General features: G+C 66.3%; 16 protein-coding genes. 2 read left to right on the forward strand and 14 right to left on the reverse strand.

Annotated elements, in window-relative coordinates:
* Window position 1: 1 nt before the first annotated feature.
* The 11 genes from G7044_RS14170 to G7044_RS14220 form a co-directional block, all read right to left on the reverse strand.
* Entirely contained in the window at window positions 2-598 is a 597-nt protein-coding gene (locus G7044_RS14170) for a Maf family protein (RefSeq protein ID WP_166329998.1), read from the reverse strand.
* 106 nt (window positions 599-704) lie between these two features.
* A complete protein-coding gene (gene infA, locus G7044_RS14175; RefSeq protein ID WP_010397442.1) occupies window positions 705-923 on the reverse strand; it encodes a translation initiation factor IF-1 in 219 nt (72 codons plus the stop codon).
* Between the two features lie 229 nt (window positions 924-1,152).
* The gene (locus tag G7044_RS14180; RefSeq protein ID WP_166330000.1) at window positions 1,153-2,352 is read right to left on the reverse strand and encodes a FliM/FliN family flagellar motor switch protein; all 1,200 of its coding nucleotides are present in this window, start codon (window positions 2,350-2,352) and stop codon (window positions 1,153-1,155) included.
* A gap of 60 nt (window positions 2,353-2,412) precedes the next feature.
* Window positions 2,413-5,055, reverse strand: coding sequence for an ATP-binding protein (locus tag G7044_RS14185; RefSeq protein WP_166330002.1), 2,643 nt, complete (start codon window positions 5,053-5,055; stop codon window positions 2,413-2,415).
* The gene (locus tag G7044_RS14190; RefSeq protein WP_166330004.1) at window positions 5,045-5,308 is read right to left on the reverse strand and encodes a hypothetical protein; all 264 of its coding nucleotides are present in this window, start codon (window positions 5,306-5,308) and stop codon (window positions 5,045-5,047) included. Before G7044_RS14190 ends, G7044_RS14185 begins: the two co-directional genes overlap by 11 nt.
* 7 nt (window positions 5,309-5,315) lie before the next feature.
* Window positions 5,316-5,693, reverse strand: coding sequence for a response regulator transcription factor (locus tag G7044_RS14195; RefSeq protein ID WP_166330006.1), 378 nt, complete (start codon window positions 5,691-5,693; stop codon window positions 5,316-5,318).
* A gap of 47 nt (window positions 5,694-5,740) precedes the next feature.
* Window positions 5,741-7,000: a helix-turn-helix transcriptional regulator gene (locus tag G7044_RS14200; protein WP_166330008.1), complete on the reverse strand. Its 1,260-nt coding sequence runs from the start codon at window positions 6,998-7,000 to the stop codon at window positions 5,741-5,743.
* Between the two features lie 75 nt (window positions 7,001-7,075).
* Complete coding sequence (locus G7044_RS14205) at window positions 7,076-7,918, reverse strand: ATP-binding protein (RefSeq protein ID WP_166330010.1); 843 nt, start codon at window positions 7,916-7,918, stop codon at window positions 7,076-7,078.
* Window positions 7,911-8,762 (reverse strand): twin-arginine translocase subunit TatC, encoded by an 852-nt coding sequence (gene tatC / locus G7044_RS14210; protein ID WP_166330012.1) that lies wholly within the window; start codon window positions 8,760-8,762, stop codon window positions 7,911-7,913. The genes G7044_RS14205 and tatC overlap by 8 nt, the downstream gene beginning before the upstream one ends.
* A gap of 3 nt (window positions 8,763-8,765) precedes the next feature.
* Window positions 8,766-9,257, reverse strand: a complete 492-nt coding sequence (tatB, locus tag G7044_RS14215) for a Sec-independent protein translocase protein TatB (RefSeq protein ID WP_166330014.1) — start codon at window positions 9,255-9,257, stop codon at window positions 8,766-8,768.
* Between the two features lie 31 nt (window positions 9,258-9,288).
* The gene (locus tag G7044_RS14220; protein ID WP_166330204.1) at window positions 9,289-9,543 is read right to left on the reverse strand and encodes a twin-arginine translocase TatA/TatE family subunit; all 255 of its coding nucleotides are present in this window, start codon (window positions 9,541-9,543) and stop codon (window positions 9,289-9,291) included.
* 192 nt (window positions 9,544-9,735) lie between these two features.
* Between G7044_RS14220 and G7044_RS14225 the strand changes: the two genes are divergently transcribed.
* Together G7044_RS14225 and G7044_RS14230 are read left to right on the forward strand one after the other, a co-directional pair.
* On the forward strand, window positions 9,736-10,350 hold the full coding sequence (locus tag G7044_RS14225; protein ID WP_166330016.1) for a MarC family protein: 615 nt from the start codon (window positions 9,736-9,738) through the stop codon (window positions 10,348-10,350).
* Window positions 10,350-10,919: a retropepsin-like aspartic protease family protein gene (locus G7044_RS14230; RefSeq protein WP_166330018.1), complete on the forward strand. Its 570-nt coding sequence runs from the start codon at window positions 10,350-10,352 to the stop codon at window positions 10,917-10,919. The genes G7044_RS14225 and G7044_RS14230 overlap by 1 nt, the downstream gene beginning before the upstream one ends.
* A gap of 12 nt (window positions 10,920-10,931) precedes the next feature.
* Here the strand turns inward: G7044_RS14230 and G7044_RS14235 are convergent, their stop codons facing one another.
* From G7044_RS14235 to G7044_RS14245, 3 genes are all read right to left on the reverse strand, one after another.
* Window positions 10,932-11,378 carry a GNAT family N-acetyltransferase gene (locus G7044_RS14235; RefSeq protein ID WP_166330020.1) on the reverse strand — a complete coding sequence of 149 codons (447 nt, stop codon included), beginning with the start codon at window positions 11,376-11,378 and terminating at the stop codon, window positions 10,932-10,934.
* A gap of 101 nt (window positions 11,379-11,479) precedes the next feature.
* Complete coding sequence (locus G7044_RS14240) at window positions 11,480-11,932, reverse strand: DNA polymerase III subunit chi (protein ID WP_166330022.1); 453 nt, start codon at window positions 11,930-11,932, stop codon at window positions 11,480-11,482.
* Window positions 11,933-11,941: 9 nt separating this feature from the next.
* Window positions 11,942-13,537 carry a leucyl aminopeptidase gene (locus G7044_RS14245; RefSeq protein ID WP_166330024.1) on the reverse strand — a complete coding sequence of 532 codons (1,596 nt, stop codon included), beginning with the start codon at window positions 13,535-13,537 and terminating at the stop codon, window positions 11,942-11,944.
* Window positions 13,538-13,651: the final 114 nt, after the last annotated feature.

Genomic DNA, 13,651 nt, shown 5'->3' on the forward strand with positions numbered 1-13,651 from the left:
GTCATTCCTCCTTGCCAGGCTGGATCGCTTGCGCGGCGCGCAACAGCGTGGCGGTTTCGGCCAGTGGCAGTCCGACGACGGCGCTGAAAGACCCGCTGATCCAGTTCACGAAAGCGCCGGCGCGCCCCTGTATGGCATAGCCGCCGGCCTTGCCCTGCCATTCGCCGCTGGCAAGGTATTCCTCGATCTCGACCGATGAGAGCGGACGCAGACGCACTTGCGTTTCGACCAGCCGCGACCATTCGCGATCCTGCCGGCGCAGGACAATGGCGGTCATCACGCGGTGGCGGCGTCCCGACAGCAGGGTCAGGAAGGCGCGGGCCTCGGCAGCATCGACCGGCTTGCCAAGAATGCGGCGTCCGGCCGTCACCACCGTATCGGCGGCAAGAACGATTTCGTCCGGGGCCGCCGCGATGGCCGCGGCCTTTTCGGTGGCCATGCGGCAGACATAATCGCGCGCAGCTTCGTTCCGACGGGGTGTTTCGTCGATATCTGCGGGGCGGATCTGGTCCGGGGTGATGCCGATCTGGGCCAGCAGGTCCAGCCGTCGCGGGCTGGCCGAACCGAGGATCAGCCGGGCTTGGTTTGTGCGGGTCATGTCACGGCCGGTTGCTGCAATTGCCCCCGGTTAACGCGGAACGCGGACGAAGGAAACCATCGCCGGACCGCTCGCGGGCGCGGCACCGGGCCGCGCAGCGCGCAAATCACTTGAAGCGATAGTTGATCCGGCCCTTGGTCAGATCATAGGTGTTCATTTCCACCTGCACCTTGTCGCCAGCCAGAACACGGATGCGGTTCTTCCGCATCTTCCCTGCCATATGCGCGATGATCTCATGGCCGTTTTCAAGCTCGACCCGGAATGTCGCGTTCGGCAGGAGTTCCTTCACGACGCCGGGGAATTCGAGCATTTCTTCCTTGGCCATGGTCACTCCTAGACAGCATGCCCGCTTGATGCTGCGGGCGAGCGTTAAATGCGTCCGCCGCGACGGGTTTACAAGGGAAAAAGCGCAAATTGCCTCTTTCGCGACGCTGGCGTGACAAAAGCGGCGCGCGAAGGCACCGATTTCGCGCGTCGGGATCGTGATCGTGCCCGTGTCTGAGGCCCCGCTATGGGAACCGAATCACGCCACCGGGGTGAATCGATCGCAGGTCCTAGTCGTTACCGAGACTCGCGGATAGCGGCATGGTCGGTGCTTCCGCCTCGTCATCTTCGACAATAGCGCGGAAAGGGTCCGGCAGGTCCACATCTTCCTGCGGTGGTTCTGCAAGCAGGGAAGCAGACATTGCAATATCGTCATCCGGCAGATCATCCGCAAAAACGTCACCCGCGAAAACATTGTCGGATGCGCCAGCGGGTTCGCCCCCCGCAGCATCCGCAAAGGCGGCGGGGTCTGCTGCCGCCCCAGCACGTCCATTGACCCGAATGGCACGGCACCCATGCAGCGCGCCCAGCTTGCCTTGCGCGATCAGCAGCCCCTGAGAGGTTTCCAACCGCGCCGTGGCCATCGCGTCATGCGGCAGTGTCAGCACAGAACCCGTTTGCAGCCCCCGCAATTCCCGCAGCGAGATCTTGCGCCGACACAGCACCGCGTTCAGCTGCACCGGCGCGGCACGCACTGCCTCTGCCAGGCTACGCCCCGCCGAAGGGGCGGCAGCGGCATGACCCGACGCCTGTGGCGCCATGATCGGGGCCGTGCCGTCATCGGGCAGGAAGACCAGCAGCGCGGCATCGCGCACGCCGCCCTGCCCGACCCGCATGTCCAGCCGGAGGCAGCGATAGGCGATGTCTTCCAGCATCAGTTCCAGCGGCTTCGGATCCTCGACAAAGCTGGCAAAGCGATAATCCGGCATGGCGCTGTCCGACAGCAGCGGCCCCAGTTCCTTCGCCAGCTCTGCCAGCCCGGCATTGACGAAGTCGGCGCAGATCGAGGCGTCAGTCCGTGTCGGCCGCCTGTCGCGCGGCGGCTGGCGGGTAACCCGTCCCAGAGACTGCATTTCGATCACCGCAGCCAGCATCGCCGGACAAAGCGCCACCACGCCAAGCGCCCCAAGCGGGCCCTCTACCGCCAGAATCAGGCTACGCTCGGGCAGCAGCTCGGGCAGTTCGGCCAGGGTTGCAGCGGTGACACCCGCCCGCAAAGGATAGATCGGCATGCCGCATGCCGCCTGGGCAGCACGTCCGATGGCGGTGGCAATGGCGCGCTCCGGCGTGGCCTGTGGCACCGTGGCACGCACAGGCGGTGCCGGCAGGCCCGCACGCGCCCGCATCAAGTGCCGCGACAGGACTGCCGCTGCGCCGCGCGGCAGCGGCTTTTCCGTGTCTGGCGCTATTTCATCCGCAGCCTTCGCCATATTCCGCCCGAATCATCCATGCCTCGACGCAGACTGACACGGAACAGGTTGATTTTCCGTTTACGCCGCACCGCCCTTCGAACCCAAGCCCGGCGGCCGCAAGGGCAGTTCCAACCGGAATGCGGCACCACCGTGGCCGGGCAGATAGGTGATGGTACCGCCAAGCGCCGCCATCACCTCACGCGAGATGGCAAGTCCAAGCCCCGCGCCGCCAGCGCGCGCTGGATCGTTCAGCCGCGAGAACTTTTCGAACACCAGATCCTGCTTGTCAGCCGGTATCCCAGAGCCGTTATCCATGATGTCGATCTGCGTCATCGTCGCCAGCCGGCGGACTTGGATGGTCAAGACTGGCCGGCGGGCGTCGCAATATTTGCGGGCATTGCCGATCAGGTTGATCAGCACCTGCAACAAGCGGTCGGCATCGGTCAGCACCATCACGTGTTCGGTTGGAAGATCGCGGTCGATCATCAGCCCGGCACCACCCAGGGCCGAGCTGGCGTCGATCGCGCGCGCGATCAGATCGTGCAGATTGACCACGCCGACCGACAGCCGCGCCCGGCCGCTTTCCAGCACCGACAGATCCAGCAGGCCGTCCAGCAGCCGGGTCAGCCGCGAGGCCTCGTCATGGATGATCCCGGCAAAGCGCGCCCGGTCCTCTGCCCCCAGATCGGGCAGCTTCAGCAGCTCTGAAAACGCGCGGACAGAGGTCATCGGCGTGCGCAGTTCATGGCTGATCTGGCCCAGAAAGGCGTCCTTCTGGACCGACAGCGCGGTCAGGCGGTCATTGGCCTCTTGCAGGCTGCGGGCGGTTCGGGCCAGTTCGTCGGAATCGTCTTTCAACTGGCGCGCACGCTCTTGCGCGCGCTGCGCCTCGCCGGCAACAGCCATCAATTCAGCCATCGAAGTCGGTCGCTGCCCGGCGAATTGCGCCAGCATGGCATGGGCGGTGGCGGCGCCCACCGACCCCGCCAGGCGACGCTCCAGCCGCGACAGGAAACCGGCGCTGACATCGGGCAGGAAACCGGACTTGCCCTGCCGTTCGGCCTCGGCGTGAAAGAAACGCAGCGCCTCGTCACCGCCCCAGATCCGGCGCGCCAGCGTCAGCAGGGCCTCGGACCGGATCGCGCCGTCGGTTCGGGGCGGCGCGGTGACGGCGGCGGTGTCGGGCGCGATGGCATGGACAAAGGAAAGCCCCTGCAACCGCTCTTGCGGGTCGGGCAGCGTCACCAATGACAGGATGATGAACAGGCCCGTATTCACCCCTAGCGAGATCAGGACAGCCGCCGCCAGCGGATCCACGCTGCCCCAGTCGCGTTCGGGGACCAACCCCAGCGAGGGCACAAAGACCAGCCCCATCCAGATCAACGATCCGGCGATGATGCCGCCATAAGCTCCGGTCCGCGTGGCCCCACGCCACCACAGCCCGCCCAGCATTGCCGGCAGCAATTGGGCCACCCCCACGAAAGCCACCGTCCCCATCGTCGCTAACGCCTGGCTTCCGTCGGCCGCCTGATAGACCGCGCCCGCCCCGATCACCGCAAGGATCGCGATCCGGCGCGATACCAGCAGCGGCCGGCGCAGGCTGGCGGGGCCGATATCCCCCGCCTCGCTGCGCCGCCATGCCAGGTAAAGCGGCGCCAGCCAGTGGTTCGAAATCATCGTCGCCAGCGCAATCGCGCTGATGATGACCATCGACGTGGCCGAGCTGAGCCCGCCAAGAAACACCAGCAATGCCAGCCCTTCCGCGCCCTGCGACAAGGGCAAATGCAGGACATATAGATCGGGCGGGGCATCCGCCGGCAGCATCTCGCGCCCGATCACGGCGATGGGCAGCACAAACAGCGTCATCGCCATCAGATAGGCCGGAAAAGCCCAGGCGGCAGAGCTGAGCGGGGTTTCGTCGGCGGGCTCGACCACCAGCACCTGAAACATGCGCGGCAGGGTGACGACTGCCGCCGCGGAAACCGCAATCAACGCCGTCCAGCGGTCAGCGCGCAAGGACCAGCCGGCGGCGTCGGGATCGTTCGCGCGGGCAGCAATGCGGGCGATCACGTCGGCGGGCCCGTCTGCAAGGCCCCAGATCACCCAAACCCCCAGCGCCACGAAGGCGACCAGCTTCACCATCGCCTCGACGGCGATGGCCATGACGACGCCGTGGTGACGTTCGTCGGCGGCCAGATTGCGGGTGCCGAACAGGATGGCGAAAACGGCCAGCCCGCCGGCCACCCACAGCTCCAGCGGGCCCGGCAAGACGTCGCCCTGACCAAAGGCGGCGAAGGACAGGCTGATCGACTCTAACTGCAGCGCCAGATAGGGCGTGGCCGCGATCAGCGAGATCAGCGTAATCAGCGCCGCAAGCGTATTCGACTTGCCAAAGCGGGCAGAAATCAGGTCGGCGACCGAGGTGACGCGGTGAATCTTGGCCACCCGAACCAATCGCCGCAGCCCCCACCAGCTGCCCACCAGCACCACGGTCGGTCCCAGGTAGATGGTGGCGAATTCCAGACCCGAGCGGCTGGCATAACCAACCGCACCGTAAAAGGTCCAGGCCGAGCAATAGACCGACAGCGACAGCGTATAGACGATGGGCCGCTCACTCCACCTTGTCCGCCCACGCAGGGCGGCGCGATCGGCGGCCCAGGCAACGACGAACAGCAGCCCGACATAGATCAGCGCCGCGACGGCTAGCGCGTCAAAATGCATCCGGCGGGTCCCCGGCGCGCGGCCCGCGCCCCAGCCGCCAATGCAGCAGCGCCGAGGTCGCGATGACCACCAGCCACAGCCCGAACAGCCAGATCATTCCCCCCGCCCCCGACATCTCGGCCGGCATCAGCCAGACCGGCAACAGCAGGGCGGCCAGCGTCACCAGCGGCAGCAGGCGCGCGGCATCCATCAATCGGCGGCGGCGATAGGCGGCGCGCTCCAGAAAAATCGGCTGATCGGGCGGCAAGCTCATGGTTGGCTCATGCCGGCTGTCCCAGCATTTCCGACACCGCCCGGCGCAGATCGTCATTGTCGAACGGCTTGGCCATCACCCGGTCGGCGCCCTCAGCAGTAATGGCGCCGCGCCCGGTGGATCCGCGCGCTGTCAGCATCAGCACCGGGGTCGCGGCGATATCGGGATGGGCGCGCAATGCGGCCAACACCTCCAGCCCGGATTGCGCGGGCAGCATCACATCCAGAATCACCAACCGGGGGCGCAATTGAGTAATGCGGGCAAGGGCCTGGCCGCCTTCGGACCAATGGTCCAAACGCCAGCCGTCACGGGTCAGGATAAAGCGCACCGCCTCGGCGATGTTCGGCTCGTCCTCGATCAACAGGATGTCCGTGCCTGACACCATGCCCCCCCTTCCCCTTTTGCAGGGATACGAGAGGCACCCCCCGCTTGTCAAAGCTGACGCTCCACCGCGGCCGGCGCATGCAGGATCGAGGCCACCCGCCGCCCCGGACAAACCGGGCGCGGACAGACCCGACAGGTCGGCCCCACCGCCACCGCTGGATCCGCGCCACCTTCCGCAACCGGCCGCAGAAGCATGACCGCCCGCCCTAGAACCGGACCGCCAAGGCCCTGCGCCGGGCGGCGCGTCGCCAGCGCGATGGCCCGAAGGCGCAGGCCCGATTCGGTTTCGATCAGGCGGACGACCGGGGTGCCGGGCTGACCCAAGGCTTCGAAGATCGGCAGCATCGCGCAGGGATCGCCGGGACGCGCCGGAGCCATGCCGCGCGCCGGCCGGCGAAACAGCACACCGCCCGCCCCGTCGCAGACCATCAGCCCCGATTGCGGTTCGGTCAGGCCAAGGCGGCGCAGGACCAGATCCAGCGGCAGGCCCAGATCATCCGCCAGCCGCGAGGGGTCCGCCCCTTCGGCACCAGACAGCGCCGCATCGGGCAGCGCCTTGCGATCGGCCGCTTCCTCGGCCAGCCAGCCCCGCGCCAGATCGCGCGCGGCGTCCGATGCCGGGCCGTCCTGCGGACGTCCCTCGGCCACCCACGCCTCGAATTCTTCCTGCGGTGTCAGCAGGCCGGCATCCTGTTCGAACCCGTCCAGATAGGCCACCAGCGCCTGCGCCGTCACCGAAAGCCGTTTGCTGTCCTGATCCAGGTTGCCGTGAAACCGCGCCCGCCAATCACTGGCCATCTCAGGTTCCTGCACAAGGATCGAGGCGGTGGACCGCAGCGAGGTCGTCGCCGACAGCACCTCGTGCAGGGTGTCCAGCAAATAGGGGTTCTGCGTCATCCGGTCGGACAGGTCGGCCAGACGGCGGGCCTGCGCCTCGACCCGCTGGGACAGGTCGACCACCAACCCGGCCCAGCCCGGCAGGCGGGCGGCAAATTCGGCCATGCGGTCCGCCTCGATCGCCGCGCCCGTGGCAGCCCCGGCTGCCGCCGCAATCCGCAACCCGGCCAACAGCGCCTGTTCGCGCCCGGCCTCCAGTTCGGCCTCGGACGTCCCCAACGCCTTCGCCAGACGGGCGCGGACCGCGTCGGTCAGGTTACGCCGGTCATGTTCGATGAGGTTCAGATAGGCGGGCGAGATTCCCGCCGCCCGCGCCACGTCCGACTGCGCCCGACCCAGCGACAGCCGGCGTTCGCGGATACGCGTGCCGGCGGGGACGCGGGACGGGGAGAGGTGCGGATTCTGGCTCATCTTTACAATGATGCCACAGCGCAGGGCTGGCGCAAACTGTTGTCTGCGCGCCAGATTTACAGATCAGCGCGGAATTTACAGGGCCAGCCCGTTACGACCCGCCAGATCGGTGAAGAATTGCCACGCCACCCGGCCGGAACGCGCGCCGCGCGTCGCCTGCCACTCGATCGCCTCGGCCCTCAGTCCTTCCGGGTCGATCTGCAGGCCGTATGCATCGCAATAGCCTTGGATCATCTGCAGATATTCATCCTGCGCACAGGGATGAAAGCCCAGCCACAGCCCGAAACGGTCCGACAGCGAGACCTTTTCCTCGACAGCTTCGCCCGGATGGATCGCGGTCGAACGTTCATTGTCGATCATATCGCGCGGCATCAGGTGCCGCCGGTTCGAGGTCGCGTATAGTATCACATTGTCCGGCCGCCCGGCCAGCCCGCCATCCAGCACCGCCTTGAGCGATTTATACTGCGTATCGTCATGGCTGAAGGACAGATCATCGGCAAACAGCACGAAGCGCTTGTCACCCGCTTGTCCCAGCAGCGCGAGCAGCCGGCCGACGCTGTCCAGATCCTCGCGGGCGATTTCGACCAGCACCAGCGGCAGCCCTTGGGCCACTGCCTCGGCATGGGCGGCCTTCACGAGGCTGGATTTTCCCATCCCCCGCGCGCCCCAGAGCAGCGCGTTATTCGCCGCATAGCCGCGCGCGAATTGCAGCGTATTGGCCAGCAAGGTGTCGCGAGCGCGGTCGATGCCGACCAGCTGCGACAGCTCGACCCGGTTGACCTGGGCCACGGGTTCCAGCCGGTCTGGATCGGTGTGCCAGATATAGGCCCCGGCCTCGGCAAAGCTGGGCGCGGGGGCGGGGGCGGGGGCCAGACGCTCCAACGCCTCGGCGATGCGGGTCAGGGTCGCGTCAGTCATCGCCGGTCGGCAAGCCTTGGGCGCGCAGTTCTTCGTCGCGCTTGCGTTCGATCCGGCGGACAAGCTGGATCGAGATCTCGTAAAGACCGAATACCACAGTGAACAGCACCACCTGGCTGATGACGTCCGGCGGGGTCACGACGGCCGACAGGATCAGGATCAGCACGATGGCGTATTTGCGCATGCTGCCCAGACCTTCCGAGGACACCAGCCCCGCCTTGCCCAGCAGCGTCAGCGCCACTGGCAGCTGGAAGGACAGCCCGAAGGCAAGGATGAATTTCGTCGTCAGCGACAGGTATTCGCTGACCGACCCCTGAAACACGATCCCTGCCATCGCGGTCGATGCAGCAGGCGCGACATCCGGGTCATCCGGCAGCGTCAGCGGCCCCTGCTGGAAGCCCAGGAAGAAGTCATAGGCCATCGGCAGGATGATGTAATAGGCGAAGGACGCGCCGATAAAGAACATCACGGGTGAGGCAATCAGGAACGGCAGAAAGGCCTGCTTTTCACTGCGATACAAACCGGGCGCGACGAAGCGCCACAGCTGATAGGCAATGACCGGAAAGGCCAGGATGAAGCCGCCGAAGAAGCTGATCTGGATGGCCACGAAAAAGCCTTCCTGCAGCTTCAGCAGGATCAGCCCGCATTCCTGGCCGCGGCCTTCCAGCGCCGCACAGATCGGGCGGGTCAGGAAGTTATAGACCGGGTTCCACACCGCATAGCAGATCACCATGGCCACAATGAAGGCCAGCACCGACCAGATCAGCCGGGTCCGCAGCTCTGCCAGATGCTCGATCAGCGGGGCAGAGCTTTCATCGATATCGTTCGGGGACTTCGCAGCCAACGGTCAGGCGTCCTTCGATTCGCTGCGCCGGACGGCGTGCAGACGACGCTGGCCGGCGGCTGGTTCGGTGGTTTCGGGGGCAGCTGCCGGGCTTGCCGCAGGGGGTACTGCGGAGGCCTCGGCAGATGCCGACGCCGGTGTCGCGCCGTCCTGCGCGGCCGGGGCAGCGGCACCCGGATCGGGCTTGGCCGGGGCGCGGGCCGAGGGGATCTTGGGATCCCATTTCTCGAACCGGTCGGCGGCCCGATCCAGCGCGTCGATCCCCAGCGACCGCTTCGAGGTCACGTCGCGAATCTCGTTCAGCGAATTGGCCGCATCGTTCAGCCCGGTATCACGCGCCGCATCTTCCATTGCCGAGGAGAACTCTCGCGCCATGGTCCGCATCTTGCCGGTGATCCGGCCAAGCGCGCGAAACATGTGCGGCAGGTCGCGCGGACCAATCACGATCAGCGCAACCACCCCGATAAGCAGAAGCTCGCTCCAGCCGATATCCATCTGACGCCCCTGGGCTTATGGCCGACCGGGATCAGACCCGGTTCTGGTCTTCCGGCGTGACATCGCGCAGGGCCGCATCACGTTTTGCATCTTCGCGCTTGGTCTCGTCGGTCAGTTCCTGACCGGCATCCTTGACCTCTTCGCTGCCTTCCTTGACGCCCTTCTTGAAAGAGCTGATGCCCTTGCCGACCTCGCCCATCAGGGACGAGACCTTGCCACGCCCAAACAGCACCAGCACCACAACCGCAATCAACAGAAGGCCGGGAAGGCCGATATTGTTCAGCATAATTCCATCCTCGTCGGGCGGGATCGCCCATTGACGCATCATGTCTAGGCCCTTCGCCGCGCATTTGCAAAGCCTCGTTGCAGCGCAGCAAGCATGTCACGAGGGCGTGATGGTGCGGACCCGTCCCCGGCCGCTGTTTGCGTGCCGTATGGTCCCGCTTGGCAGGGCGTGCAGGCTGGGCCATAAGGCGGCATGGAGCTTTCTGCCGTCATCACCGCCTTTGTGACCCTGTTCGTGGTCATTGACCCGCCGGGTCTGGCGCCGCTGTTTATCGCGCTGACCGACGGGATGAGCGATAACCGCCGCCGCCGCATCGGCTGGCGTGCGACCGTCATCGCGGCGATCCTGCTGACCCTGTTCGGGCTGGTCGGCGACAAAATTCTTGTCGCGATCGGCATCTCGTTGCCCGCGTTCCGTATCGCCGGGGGGATATTGTTGTTCCTGACCGCGCTCGACATGCTGTTCGAGCGCCGCACCGAGCGGCGCGAGGGTCAGAGCCCGAATGACGACCACGACCCATCGGTCTTTCCGCTGGCAACGCCGCTTCTGGCCGGCCCCGGCGCATTGACCACGATGATCCTGCTGGTGGGCGAGGAACCCAGCGCGGTGCACACCTTAGTCATTCATCTGGTGATGCTGTCGGTGCTGGGGCTGAACATGGTGCTGTTCATGCTGGCCGGTCCGCTGTCGCGCGCGCTTGGCCGCACCGGAACGATGGTGGTCACGCGCCTGCTGGGAATGCTGCTGGCGGCACTGTCGGTGCAGTTCATCATCGACGGGCTGCGCGGCACGGGGCTGTATTCCTGATGGAGGACTGGCCGCGCTTCGCCTATCTGATGCTGCTGCTGGTGGCGCTTGGCGGCTATCTGATCACCGAATTGCGCCGCGATTTCGGCAAGTCGCTGCGCCAGATGGTCGCCTGGGGTCTGATCGTGCTGGGCCTGATCGCGGGCTATGGGCTGTGGCAGGACGTGCGCAGCGATATCGCGCCGCAGCAGATCGTCGAGGGCACGCGGATCGAGCTGCCAATGGCCGATGACGGCCATTTCTACGTCACGCTGGACCTGAACGGGGAACCGGTCGATTTCATGGTCGACACCGGCGCATCCGATATCGCGCTGAACCGCAGCGACGCCGAACGCATCGGACTGGAGTTGGATGCGCTATCCTATACCGGCTTAGCCTCGACCGCGAATGGCACCGTGTCGACCGCGCCGGTGCGCATCAACCTGATCCAGATCGGCGAGATCACCGACGAGAATGTCCGCGCCGATGTGGTCGAGGGCGATCTGGGCATCTCGCTTCTGGGCATGTCCTACCTGCGCCGCTTCACCCGCGTGGGGTTCGAGGGCGAGACGATGGTGCTGGAACGCTAGCCGCCGCCCCTTTCAACCGTCCCAGCGATAGAAGCTGATCGGGTGTCCCGCCCGAGGATGTGCACCGTCACGATCCCAAACCAACCCTTCACGTTCATAGAAATGCCGCGCTCGCGCATTGCGCGACGTTGTGTACAGCGTAAAACCGTCGGGCATCGCGCGCTTCGCAAAGTTCATCAGCGCCGTGCCGATCCCTGCCCCCAGATGGCGGGGGCACACGAATAGCTGGTCCAGATAGCGCTGCTCGGGCTTTATCGCCAGGAAGGCTATAAGGCCGGTATCGCCCTCGGCAACGGTCACCACCCAGCCGGTCGCCATTTCCTCATCCACGCGGGCACGCAAATCGTCGAAGCTGGGCATGGTCGGCGGGCCGACATCGGGCAGGCTTGCGCTGGAATGCCAGATCTTGGCGATGCGATCACGGTCGCCGTCATTTGCTGCACGAAACTGATATGACATCACTGCCCCCCTATCAGATGCGCCCCCTTGCCGCGAAGGCTACCCACGACAGGATGGTGGGACTGCATCCGGCATGGTGGCAGGCACCTCGCGCCCACGTCTCAGCGCTTCTTCTCCCAGCGTCCCCCGGCCTCGGACCAGTATTCTGCCGGGACGCCGCCGCCGGTCAGCGCGCGCCACTGGTCCCGCGCGCGGTCGACGGCCATGGAATCATTGCCGTCGAAGATGATGCAGACGCGGGACAGCGCCTGCGCCTCCTCGGGGGCGACCTCGGTGCCATCCAGCGCCATCAGGCAATCGGGCGTATTGGCTGCGGGCGGCGCATCCGCCGCACGCAAAAGTACCGGCTGGCGCGCGTCATGGGGACCACCGGCAAGGCCGTGGGGCAAGAACCCCTCGGCCTGCCAAAGACCGGCATCCAGCGCCTCCATCCGGGTGGCAGTCGCGCCGCGCAATTCCACCCGCCAGCCCGCAGACAACGCCTTGCCCAGCAATTGCGGGACAAGCGTTTCCGCATTGGAACGCGTCAGGTGATAGAACAGCGCATTGCCCATCGCCCGCGATCAGCCTTCGTAATTGTCGCGGATCATCCGGTTCAGGGTCATCACCCCCCAGCCGGTGGCGCCCTTCGGGGCCAGATCGGTCGCGCCGGGCGGCAGCGCCACACCGGCGATGTCGATATGGACCCACGGCTGACCCTCGCGGATGAAGCGCTGCAGGAACTGCGCCGCCGTGATCGAGCCGGCGGGACGCCCGCCGGTATTCTTCACATCCGCCAGCCGGCTGTCGATCAGCCCGTCATATTCGGGCGACAGAGGCAGACGCCACGCGCCCTCGCCTTCGGCCCCGGCGGCTTTCAGCACCCGGTCCGCCAGCCTGTCGTCATTCGAAAAGATTCCGGCATTTTCATGGCCGAGCGCGATGATGACCGCCCCGGTCAGCGTCGCCAGATCGACCACGGCCGAGGGCTTGAAGCGTTCCTGCGCGTACCAAAGCACATCTGCCAGCACCAAGCGGCCCTCGGCATCGGTATTGATGACCTCGATCGTGTCGCCCTTCATGGATTTAACGATGTCGCCCGGCCGCTGCGCGCGCCCGTCCGGCATGTTTTCGACCAGACCGACCAGACCGACGACATTGGCCTTGGCGCGCCGCAGTGCCAGCGTACGCATGACGCCGGCAACCACGCCCGCGCCGCCCATGTCCATGGTCATCTCCTCCATCCCAGCCGCCGGCTTGATGGAGATCCCGCCGGTGTCGAAGACCACGCCCTTGCCGACAAGCGCCAGCGGTGCGTCCTTCTTCTTGCCGCCGTTCCAGCGCATCACCACCACTTTCGACGGCGATTCGGACCCCTGCCCGACGCCCAGCAGCGCGCGCATGCCCAGCTTGGCAAGCTCGTCTTCCTCCAGCACCTCGACCTCCAGCCCCAACGCCTCCATCGCCTTCAGGCGGTCGGCGAAATCGCTGGTGGTCAGGACGTTGGCGGGTTCGTTCACCAGATCGCGGGTGAAGAACACGCCCTCGGCCACGGCGGCCTGATCGGCGGCGGCGCGGGCCAGTTCCTCGGGCTTGGCGGCCATGAAGGTCACGCGAGCCTTGGCCGGATCGACGGGCTCGGCGGGTTTGTCCTTGCCGCGCTTGCCCTTGCCGCCGGCGGCATCGCCCAGCACCGCGTCGTCGCGGCTGCCTGCCAGCGATTGCGGGGGCACGTCGCCGCCGCCCTCGGCGCCGTCGTCGCCATCCTTGCGGGTCTTGTAGACCGAAAAATCATAGCCGCGCAGCGCCAGCCCCAGCGCCACCTCGGCCGCCATCGGGTGATTGCCGGCCAGCACCAGCGTCTCGCCCTTGCCAAGGGCCGCGCCGATGGTGGCGCCGGCTTTGCGGGCCTGCGTAATCGAGGCCTTGCGCGGCAGCTTGACCAACAGCAGTGATTCGGCAGCCCAGCCCCCCGGCCAGGCAAGCGTCAGCGCCTGCCCCGGCTTAAGCTTCTGAAAATCTTGTGATCCGATCGCCCGGCCCAGCCCTTCGCGCACAGCCTTGGGAAGCTTCGAAGGCAGCTTGGCTGCATCGTCAAGGATCAGCGCGATACGGCCTTCGCGCTTGGTCAGGCCTTCGGTTGCTGTGTCGATGAAACGGATCTCGACCGGATGGGTCATGCCAGAACTCCTGCTTGCGTCGGGCAAGATCGTACCCCCCGCCGCGAGCCTTGACCAGACCAAGCGCAGGCGGGCTTTCCCCAAGCCGCATCAGCGGTTAATCAGGGTCAGCCC

It is taken from the genome of Paracoccus xiamenensis (genome assembly GCF_011308835.1).
Taxonomy (GTDB): Bacteria; Pseudomonadota; Alphaproteobacteria; order Rhodobacterales; family Rhodobacteraceae; genus Paracoccus; species Paracoccus xiamenensis.

What these genes read in the sequence shown, in the direction of transcription:
- G7044_RS14180 (WP_166330000.1), bottom strand. Translation starts at nt 2,352, where the DNA reads ATGGCGAAGGCTGCGGATGAAATAGCGCCAGACACGGAAAAGCCGCTG.
- G7044_RS14185 (WP_166330002.1), bottom strand. Translation starts at nt 5,055, where the DNA reads ATGCATTTTGACGCGCTAGCCGTCGCGGCGCTGATCTATGTCGGGCTG.
- G7044_RS14205 (WP_166330010.1), bottom strand. Translation starts at nt 7,918, where the DNA reads ATGACTGACGCGACCCTGACCCGCATCGCCGAGGCGTTGGAGCGTCTG.
- G7044_RS14190 (WP_166330004.1), bottom strand. Translation starts at nt 5,308, where the DNA reads ATGAGCTTGCCGCCCGATCAGCCGATTTTTCTGGAGCGCGCCGCCTAT.
- G7044_RS14230 (WP_166330018.1), top strand. Translation starts at nt 10,350, where the DNA reads ATGGAGGACTGGCCGCGCTTCGCCTATCTGATGCTGCTGCTGGTGGCG.
- infA (WP_010397442.1), bottom strand. Translation starts at nt 923, where the DNA reads ATGGCCAAGGAAGAAATGCTCGAATTCCCCGGCGTCGTGAAGGAACTC.
- G7044_RS14240 (WP_166330022.1), bottom strand. Translation starts at nt 11,932, where the DNA reads ATGGGCAATGCGCTGTTCTATCACCTGACGCGTTCCAATGCGGAAACG.
- G7044_RS14225 (WP_166330016.1), top strand. Translation starts at nt 9,736, where the DNA reads ATGGAGCTTTCTGCCGTCATCACCGCCTTTGTGACCCTGTTCGTGGTC.
- G7044_RS14235 (WP_166330020.1), bottom strand. Translation starts at nt 11,378, where the DNA reads ATGTCATATCAGTTTCGTGCAGCAAATGACGGCGACCGTGATCGCATC.
- G7044_RS14170 (WP_166329998.1), bottom strand. Translation starts at nt 598, where the DNA reads ATGACCCGCACAAACCAAGCCCGGCTGATCCTCGGTTCGGCCAGCCCG.
- G7044_RS14220 (WP_166330204.1), bottom strand. Translation starts at nt 9,543, where the DNA reads ATGCTGAACAATATCGGCCTTCCCGGCCTTCTGTTGATTGCGGTTGTG.
- tatB (WP_166330014.1), bottom strand. Translation starts at nt 9,257, where the DNA reads ATGGATATCGGCTGGAGCGAGCTTCTGCTTATCGGGGTGGTTGCGCTG.
- G7044_RS14245 (WP_166330024.1), bottom strand. Translation starts at nt 13,537, where the DNA reads ATGACCCATCCGGTCGAGATCCGTTTCATCGACACAGCAACCGAAGGC.
- G7044_RS14195 (WP_166330006.1), bottom strand. Translation starts at nt 5,693, where the DNA reads ATGGTGTCAGGCACGGACATCCTGTTGATCGAGGACGAGCCGAACATC.
- G7044_RS14200 (WP_166330008.1), bottom strand. Translation starts at nt 7,000, where the DNA reads ATGAGCCAGAATCCGCACCTCTCCCCGTCCCGCGTCCCCGCCGGCACG.